This window comes from Mesorhizobium sp. M7A.F.Ca.CA.003.01.2.1 (assembly GCF_003998945.1).
Taxonomy (GTDB): Bacteria; Pseudomonadota; Alphaproteobacteria; order Rhizobiales; family Rhizobiaceae; genus Mesorhizobium; species Mesorhizobium ciceri.
The window spans coordinates 1-8,305 of the sequence record NZ_RZRA01000124.1; the positions used below are offsets into that span (position 1 = coordinate 1).

Sequence of the window (8,305 nt, forward strand, 5' to 3'; positions counted from 1 at the left end):
GCCCTCGATGGCGTCGACCATGTGACCTGCGGTCTCGCGTACGGAAAAAATGTCGTTGACGCGCGCCTTCTCGGTGTCGTTGACGCCGAAATCCGGCAGCGCGCGGTAGGAATTCGCGTTCAGCTTCTCTTCATTGCCAAGCACGAGATCGACCTCGTCCATGGCGGCGAATTTTTCAGGCTCGGTCTGCGCGGCGCAGCCGGTGACGATGATGCGCGCCTGCGGGTTGTCGCGGCGCGCCTTGCGGATCGCCTGCTTGGCCTGGCGCACTGCTTCGCCTGTCACGGCGCAGGTGTTGAAGATCACGGCGCCACCTTCCAACGCGCCGAGGCCCGCACTTTCAGCCTCGCGCCGCATCACCTGCGATTCATAGGTGTTGAGCCGGCAGCCGAAGGTGACGACATCGATCCCCGGGGACACCGGGCTCTTGGGCAGAGCGGACATCAGGCCGCGCTTTCAGTGTCGCGGGCCCATGTCCCGATCGACGGGTCGAAGTTGCCGGAAAATTCCCATTCGGCGGCGCCGGTCAGGACCACGTGGTCATCGTCGCGCCATTCGACATGCAGCGTGCCGCCGCCTGGCGTCAACAGACTGACGCTGCGGCCGGTCCGGTTGGTGCGGGCCGCGGCCACCACGGCCGCGCAGGAGGCCGAGCCGCAGGCCTTGGTCAGGCCGGCGCCGCGTTCCCAGGTGCGGATGATCATGGTTTCGGGCGAAGTAACCTGAGCGATGGTTATGTTGGCGCGCTCGGGGAACATCGGGTGGTTCTCGAGCAGCGGACCGAAGCGGTCGAGCTCGTAGGACCAGACGTCGTTGTCGACCCAGAAGATCGCGTGCGGGTTGCCCATCGAAACGACCGAGGGTGAATGCAGCACGGGGGCGTCGATCGGGCCGATCTGCAGCTCGATCATGCGGGTGTCGCGGAATTCCTCGGCCAGCGGGATATCCTGCCAGCCGAAGCGCGGCGTGCCCATGTCGACCGAGATCGAACCGTCGGCGTGTTCGCGCGCATTGAGGATGCCCGCCACGGTCTCGAAGGTGAAGATCTTCTGGCCGGTCTCGGCGGCGAGCGCCTGGACGACGCAGCGCATGCCATTGCCGCAGGCCTGCGCACCGGTTCCATCGGAATTCAGGATGTCGATGAAAAAGGCGGTGCCAGACGTCCTGGCGTCATGGATCGCCATGATCTGGTCGAAGCTGGTCGCGGCATCGGCGTTCAGCGCAACCGCCGCCGCCGCCGTCACCCGATCGGCACGGCCACGCATATCGGCAACGATGATCTCGTTGCCGATGCCGTTCATCTTGGCGAAAGGGGCAGTGCTGGCCATTGCTCCGAAAAATTCCGTGTCCGTTTGGCGCTATATGGCGGAAACGGGCAGGAATTACCAGTGCGCAGCCGCTTGGTCTCGGCGAAAGCGCCGGACTTACGTGACGGCGAAAATGCCCAGCACCACCAGCAGGAAGATGATCAGAACGATGCCGATAAGGATACGCGCACCGGTGGCCGCGGCACCTGCCAGTGCCGGCATGCCGAGCAAGCTCGCCGCCGCGGCGACGATCAGGAGAATGATAATCCATTTGAGCATGACAATGCCTCGCAAACCGGCAGATATTTCAACCACATGAAAACGCGGTTGCAGCGCTGGGGTTCCGTCGAACCGATGCCTTGATCGTCAAGCGCCTCGGTCAATTTGCGCGCCGGCTCGTCGATCAGCTCGTCGGTGAGCTGGAAGGTGCCCCAGTGACAGCCGGCGGCATGGGCGGCGTTGCACAGCGTCATGCCTTGCACGGCTTCCCAGGATTCTGGTGCTGCGGCGCCATGAACCAGCGCGGCTCATAGGCGCCGATCGGCAGGATGGCGAAGCGGAAACCGCCATGTTTCTCGGCCATCCGCCGGTAGTTGATGCCATCGTGGAAGCCGGTATCGCCGGCGAAATAGAGCTTGCCGTCAGGCGTTTCGACGACAAAGCCGGCCCAGAGCGCCATGCGCCGGTCTCGGGCGCCACGCGCCGACCAGTGATGCACCGGCTCGACATGGACGGCGGCGCCATTGCCGATCTCGACGCTGTCGCCCCAGTCATGCGCCGACAGTCGCATGCCGGGCACGGCGGCTTCGATGATGGCGTCGTTGCCGAGCGGAGTGAGCACCAGCGGGTCGTGGCCGGCCTTCAGCCGCTTCAACGTGGCGAGGTCGAGATGGTCATAGTGGTTGTGGCTGACCAGCACGAGGTCGATCGGCGGCAGGTCGGCAAGGCGATGCCTGGCGCATTGATGCGTTTTGGTCCGGCGAAGGAAAGCGGCGAGGCGCGCAACGACCATACCGGATCGGTAAGGATGTTCAGACCGGCCGTCTGGACCAGCAAGGTGGAATGACCAACCATGGTCACTTCCAGCGCGGCGCCCTCGACCCTTGTCGCCGGCTTTGCCTGCGGAAAGGGGCTTGCATCGCTCGCCGGCCATTTCGAGCGCTGGCCATTCAACTGCCATTTCAGCAGGTCGGCGAAACGGCCGGGTGGCTGGCCGTCGGGATTGAAGAACAATGCGCCGTCGAAATGGTCGCTGGGCGGGCCGCTATAATAGCGATTGGCGGCTGTCTTTCTCGCGGCCAATTTTGCGGCTCCGGCAGGTGTTTCGTTTTCCAGACATAGGCGCTAAGGCGGCTCGCGCAAGCGTCCAACCGTCGATGTCGGCGCTGCACTGCTTTGACCGGATCCCCAGGCGACGCGCGACAAGCGGTCAGCCGCCGCGATTGCGATAAATTTGCAACAATTCTTGCTGCAAACTGTATTTTAACCATATCGGGTTGAAATTTCGCCACCTTCTCCATCTTGGTGGGGGTGAGATTGTGCGGACGGCTTCCCCCCAGCCGGATCCGACGGAGGTTGGAATGACTTTTTCGAAAACCGGTCTGGTGGCCGTATCGCTGGCGGCGCTCGTTGCGAGCGGCTGTTCGACCTCGCGTTTCTCCTCGATGGATGACCAGCAGCCGGCACCGCTGGAGGCCGCGCCCGCCGGCAAGGTGACGGCGAACCAACTGCCGCCGCCGGCATCGCCCGGCACCACCGACCCGTCTCAATTCCCGACCGCTCCTGCGAACACGCAGGTCGCCGCGCTGCCTTCGGATGGTTCGGCGCCGGCCGGCGCTTCGGACGTGACTGCCGCCAGCGTCGCCGGTGTCTGGAACGCCAGCGTTGCGGGCCAGAGCTGCAAGGTGGCGACACCGCAGACCAAATTCGGCGCCGGCTTCCGCGCTGGGCCGCTGCATTGCCCGGCGCCGATGGACGGCGTCAAGTCGTGGAACGTCGCCGGCAAGCAGCTGACGCTCTATGACGAGAGTGGCGGTGCGCTGGCGCGGCTCTATTCCTCGGGCGGCTCGAAATTCGACGGCCAGACTTCCAACGGCCAGCCGATTTCGCTTACAAGGTAGGCTAATGCATGTCGCCCAAAAGTGACCGCGGTTTTGGGAAAACAAAGATCTAAAGCGGGTCGTCTGAATCCGTTCAGACACGACCGCTTTAGTCCTCCGAATGCGTGTCGCGCAGAAGTGACCCCGATTTCGGGACAGCGACATGCATAAACAAATGACGTGACCGATGCATCTGCGTGACGGCCTCCAGACCCATGCGACCGTCAGGCAGCGCTACGAGCATCTGGTGGAAACCGGTACGATCGACCGCGATCCGGCGCAGGAACGGATCGTTGCGGCGCTCGACCTGCTGACCGATGAGATTTCGGCCAAGCGGCTGGCGCATAAGTCGAGCGCGCTGGGCTGGCTGTTCGCCCGCAAGCGCGAGACGCATGAGGCCGTCAAAGGCCTTTACATCCATGGCGGCGTCGGTCGCGGCAAGACCATGCTGATGGATATGTTCTTCGAGTTGCTGCCGGTGCGGCGCAAGCGCCGCGTCCACTTCAACGACTTCATGGCGGACGTGCAGGACCGTATCCAGAAGCACCGGCAGGCGCGCAAGAACGGCGACGTCAAGCAGGACGACCCGATCCCGCCGGTGGCCAAGGCCCTTGCCGAGCAAGCCTGGGTGCTGTGCTTCGACGAGTTCTCGGTCACCGACATCGCCGACGCGATGATCCTGTCCAGGTTGTTTTCGGCGCTGTTTGCCAGCGGTGTGGTGCTGGTCGCCACCTCGAATGTGGCGCCGGAAAACCTCTACAGCGACGGGCTGAACCGTCAGCTTTTCCTGCCCTTCATCGGCATACTGGAGCGGCACACACAGGTGCTGGCGCTCGATGCCGACAAGGACTACCGGCTGGAAAAGCTCGCCCGGACACCGGTCTATGTCACGCCGGCCGATGCGGCGGCGGACCAGCTACTCGACGAGGCCTGGCAAGCCATGACGCGCAACGCGCCGACCGCCGAGACATCGATTGCCCTCAAAGGGCGGCAGGTGATCGTGCCGCGTGCGGCAGGCGATGCGGCGCGGTTCTCCTTCGCCGATCTCTGCGAAAAGCCGCTTGGCGCGCGCGATTTCCTGGCGATCGCCGGACGCTTCTCAACCATTTTCATCGACCACGTCCCGGTGCTCGGCGAAGGCAAGCGCAACGAGGCCAAACGCTTCATCCTTCTGATCGACACGCTCTACGACCATCATGTGCGGCTGGTGGTGAGCGCCGAAGCGCCGCCGCAAGCGCTTTATGCCGCCAAGCGCGGCGTGGAGGTCTTCGAGTTCGAGCGCACCGCATCGCGGCTGATCGAGATGCAAAGCCGCGACTGGCTGGAGGATTGGGCGGAGCGGCAGAAAGGGAAGCCGGCGCCAGAGGCACAGCAGGCGCAGGCCTGAATTTCCAGGGAATGCATCGGTAGCGATCCTTTGCCCCTCTCTGTCATGCCAACGTCTACAACTCGAACCTCCTCGGCCACCCGCATCACAAGGGCGTCATTACCCGCATTCAGCCTTACGATTTCCATCTTCGTCGGTTATTTCCTCCCAAGTCGGCTTACAAACTTTGACGTTTACGTAAATCCCAAATGATCTAACCGATTGAAAACACTGACGCCAAAATAATCGTTTGAATTTTTTCCGTGCCGGGGCTATTGGGTGCGGCGAAAATTCGCGGTTCCCCGCAGCATTCCGGCCTCTTCTTCGACGCCGCCATCAAGTCACAGAGATTTGAGACGTCGTCACCGACAAAGGGAAAACATCCTCACATGGCACGCAACAAGATAGCGCTTATCGGCTCTGGCATGATCGGCGGCACGCTCGCTCACATGATCGGCCTCAAGGACCTCGGCGACGTGGTGCTGTTCGATATTGCCGAAGGTATCCCGCAGGGCAAGGGGCTCGATATCGCGCAGTCGTCGCCTGTCGATGGCTTCGACTCCAGGCTCACCGGCATCAACGACTATGCCGGCATCGAAGGCGCCGACGTCTGTATCGTCACCGCCGGCGTGCCGCGCAAGCCCGGCATGAGCCGCGACGACCTTCTGGGCATCAACCTTAAGGTCATGGAGCAGGTCGGCGCCGGGCTGAAGAAGTATGCGCCGAAGGCTTTCGTCATCTGCATCACAAACCCGCTCGACGCCATGGTGTGGGCGCTGCAGAAGTTCTCAGGCCTGCCCAACAGCCACGTCGTCGGCATGGCCGGCGTGCTCGACAGCGCGCGCTTCCGCTATTTCCTGGCCGAGGAATTCAAGGTCTCGGTCGAGGACGTCACCGCCTTCGTGCTCGGCGGCCACGGCGATTCCATGGTGCCGATGATCCGCTACTCGACGGTATCGGGCATTCCGCTGCCCGACCTCATCAAGATGGGCTGGACCTCGAAGGAGAAGCTCGACCAGATCGTGCAGCGCACCCGCGACGGCGGCGCCGAGATCGTCGGCCTGCTCAAGACCGGCTCGGCCTATTACGCGCCGGCCGCTTCGGCGATCTCGATGGCCGAAGCCTATCTCAAGGACAAGAAGCGCGTGCTGCCCTGTGCGGCGTATCTCTCCGGCCAGTATGGCGTCAAGAATACCTATGTCGGCGTTCCCGTGGTGATCGGCGCCGGCGGCGTCGAGCGCATCATCGAGATCGAGCTCAACAAGAGCGAGCAGAAGATGTTCGACTCCTCCGTGGCGACGGTGCAGGGCCTGACCGAGGCCTGCGTCAAGATCGCGCCGCAACTCGCCTCCAAATGAATCTCCAGTAAGTGAACCCCCAGTCGATCCGGAGACCATACAGATGAACATCCATGAGTATCAGGGCAAGGCACTGCTGAAGTCGTTCGGCGCGCCGGTGGCCGAAGGCGTGCCGGTGTTCAAGGCGAGCGAAGCGGAAGCCGCCGCCAAGGCGCTGCCGGGCCCGCTCTATGTGGTGAAGAGCCAGATCCATGCCGGCGGCCGCGGCAAGGGCAAATTCACCGAGCTCGGCCCGGACGCCAAGGGCGGCGTGCGGCTGGCGAAATCGGTGGCCGATGTCGTCGCCAACGCCAACGAGATGCTGGGCAACACTCTGGTGACCAAGCAGACCGGCCCGGCCGGCAAGCAGGTCAACCGCCTCTATATCGAAGACGGCGCCGACATCGAACGCGAGCTCTATCTGTCGATCCTGGTCGACCGTTCGGTCGGCCGCATTGCCTTCGTCGTCTCGACCGAGGGCGGCATGGACATCGAGGCGGTCGCGCATGACACGCCGGAAAAGATCATCACCGTCGCCATCGACCCGGAAAAAGGTGTCACTTCAGCCGACCTGAAGGCGCTCAACGGCGCGCTCAAGCTCGACGGCGATGCGGCCAAGGACGGCGATACGCTGTTCCCGATCCTCTACAAGGCCTTCGTCGAGAAGGACATGAGCCTGCTCGAGGTCAATCCGCTGATCGTCATGAAGAACGGCCGGCTGCGCGTGCTCGACGCAAAAGTGTCGTTCGACAACAACGCGCTGTTCCGTCACCCCGACGTGCTCGAACTGCGCGACACCACCGAAGAGGACGAGAAGGAAATCGAGGCGTCGAAATACGACCTCGCCTATGTCGCGCTCGACGGCAATATCGGCTGCATGGTCAACGGCGCCGGCCTTGCCATGGCGACGATGGACATCATCAAGCTCTATGGCGCCGAACCCGCCAACTTCCTCGATGTCGGCGGCGGTGCGTCCAAGGAAAAAGTGACGGCGGCGTTCAAGATCATCACCAGGGATCCGGCGGTCAAGGGCATCCTGATCAACATCTTCGGCGGCATCATGAAGTGCGACATCATTGCCGAGGGCGTCATTGCCGCGGTCAAGGAAGTCGGCCTGGAAGTGCCGCTGGTGGTGCGCCTGGAAGGCACCAATGCCGAGCTGGGCAAGAAGATCATCAACGACAGCGGCCTGAACGTGGTGTCGGCCGACGATCTCGACGATGCAGCCAAGAAGATCGTGGCGGCGGTGAAGGGCTGATCTGGTGCCTCCGCATAAGATAAACCTGGTCGAGGCTGCGGATCAAAAGATCAAGAAGGTCTTCGATCCGCATATCGCCGGCGACGTCAACGACAGCCAGGCGAAGGTCGCCAAGTTCGGCGAGGTCTTCGATTGGCACGCGCATGACAATGAGGACGAAGCCTTCCTCGTGCTGCGTGGGCGTATTGCCATCGATTTCCGCGACGGCCCGGTCGAACTCGGCGAGGGCGATTTCATCGTCGTGCCGCGCGGCGTCGAACACCGGCCGCGCTCGCTCACCGTTGAGCCCGTGGTGCTGATGTTCGAGCCGGCAACGACGCTCAACACCGGCAACGCCAAGAGCGACCTCACCGTCGCCGACTTGAAGCGGCTCTGACCATGTTTTCCTCGATCAACGGTTTTTAGAAAAGGGCTCCCATGTCCATCCTCGTCGACAAGAACACCAAGGTGCTGGTGCAGGGCCTGACCGGCAAGACCGGCACGTTCCACACCGAACAGGCGCTGGCCTATCACGGCACGAAAATGGTCGGCGGCATCCATCCCAAGAAGGGTGGCGAGACGTGGACCGGCGCGAAGGGCGAAAGCCTGCCGATCTTCGCCACCGTCGCCGAGGGCAAGGAAAAGACCGGTGCCAATGCGTCCGTCGTCTATGTGCCGCCGGCAGGCGCCGCCGAAGCCATCCTCGAAGCGATCGAGGCCGAGATCCCGCTGATCATCTGCATCACCGAAGGCATACCGGTGATGGACATGATCAGGGTCAAGGCCAGGCTCGACCGTTCGACCTCGCGGCTGATCGGCCCGAACTGCCCGGGCGTGCTGACGCCCAACGAATGCAAGATCGGCATCATGCCCGGAAACATCTTCCGCAAGGGCTCGGTCGGCGTTGTTTCGCGGTCGGGAACGCTTACTTATGAGGCAGTGTTCCAGACCACCAATGT

Annotated in this window: 7 protein-coding genes and 3 pseudogenes; 6 read left to right on the forward strand and 4 right to left on the reverse strand. The window is 62.9% G+C overall.

Annotated features, from left to right (window positions below):
• The 4 genes and pseudogenes from EN969_RS07805 to EN969_RS07820 form a co-directional block, all read right to left on the reverse strand.
• Window positions 1-444 (reverse strand): annotated as a pseudogene (locus EN969_RS07805) (tRNA (N(6)-L-threonylcarbamoyladenosine(37)-C(2))-methylthiotransferase MtaB); the annotation flags it as partial.
• The gene (gene dapF / locus EN969_RS07810; protein WP_013528841.1) at window positions 444-1,328 is read right to left on the reverse strand and encodes a diaminopimelate epimerase; all 885 of its coding nucleotides are present in this window, start codon (window positions 1,326-1,328) and stop codon (window positions 444-446) included. The pseudogene EN969_RS07805 and the gene dapF, both read right to left, overlap by 1 nt.
• Window positions 1,329-1,424: 96 nt before the next feature.
• Complete coding sequence (locus tag EN969_RS07815; RefSeq protein WP_013528842.1) at window positions 1,425-1,586, reverse strand: DUF1328 family protein; 162 nt, start codon at window positions 1,584-1,586, stop codon at window positions 1,425-1,427.
• Window positions 1,559-2,609, reverse strand: a pseudogene (locus tag EN969_RS07820) (MBL fold metallo-hydrolase). The gene EN969_RS07815 and the pseudogene EN969_RS07820 overlap by 28 nt, the downstream one beginning before the upstream one ends.
• 278 nt (window positions 2,610-2,887) lie before the next feature.
• Between EN969_RS07820 and EN969_RS07825 the strand changes: the two are divergent.
• From EN969_RS07825 to EN969_RS07850, 6 genes and pseudogenes are all read left to right on the forward strand, one after another.
• Entirely contained in the window at window positions 2,888-3,427 is a 540-nt protein-coding gene (locus EN969_RS07825) for a protease inhibitor Inh/omp19 family protein (protein ID WP_013528844.1), read from the forward strand.
• Window positions 3,428-3,593: 166 nt separating this feature from the next.
• Window positions 3,594-4,793, forward strand: a complete 1,200-nt coding sequence (zapE, locus tag EN969_RS07830) for a cell division protein ZapE (RefSeq protein ID WP_027163284.1) — start codon at window positions 3,594-3,596, stop codon at window positions 4,791-4,793.
• Window positions 4,794-5,161: 368 nt separating this feature from the next.
• A complete protein-coding gene (gene mdh, locus EN969_RS07835) occupies window positions 5,162-6,130 on the forward strand; it encodes a malate dehydrogenase (protein WP_013528846.1) in 969 nt (322 codons plus the stop codon).
• Between the two features lie 43 nt (window positions 6,131-6,173).
• Window positions 6,174-7,367: an ADP-forming succinate--CoA ligase subunit beta gene (sucC, locus tag EN969_RS07840; RefSeq protein WP_024504973.1), complete on the forward strand. Its 1,194-nt coding sequence runs from the start codon at window positions 6,174-6,176 to the stop codon at window positions 7,365-7,367.
• Between the two features lie 4 nt (window positions 7,368-7,371).
• Window positions 7,372-7,743 carry a cupin domain-containing protein gene (locus tag EN969_RS07845; protein ID WP_013528848.1) on the forward strand — a complete coding sequence of 124 codons (372 nt, stop codon included), beginning with the start codon at window positions 7,372-7,374 and terminating at the stop codon, window positions 7,741-7,743.
• Between the two features lie 41 nt (window positions 7,744-7,784).
• Window positions 7,785-8,305, forward strand: a pseudogene (locus tag EN969_RS07850) (succinate--CoA ligase subunit alpha); the annotation flags it as partial.

Bases quoted from the DNA above. Each gene is read 5' to 3' on its own strand.
- EN969_RS07825 (WP_013528844.1), top strand. From the start codon at position 2,888: ATGACTTTTTCGAAAACCGGTCTGGTGGCCGTATCGCTGGCGGCGCTC.
- sucC (WP_024504973.1), top strand. From the start codon at position 6,174: ATGAACATCCATGAGTATCAGGGCAAGGCACTGCTGAAGTCGTTCGGC.
- EN969_RS07815 (WP_013528842.1), bottom strand. From the start codon at position 1,586: ATGCTCAAATGGATTATCATTCTCCTGATCGTCGCCGCGGCGGCGAGC.
- dapF (WP_013528841.1), bottom strand. From the start codon at position 1,328: ATGGCCAGCACTGCCCCTTTCGCCAAGATGAACGGCATCGGCAACGAG.
- zapE (WP_027163284.1), top strand. From the start codon at position 3,594: ATGCATCTGCGTGACGGCCTCCAGACCCATGCGACCGTCAGGCAGCGC.
- mdh (WP_013528846.1), top strand. From the start codon at position 5,162: ATGGCACGCAACAAGATAGCGCTTATCGGCTCTGGCATGATCGGCGGC.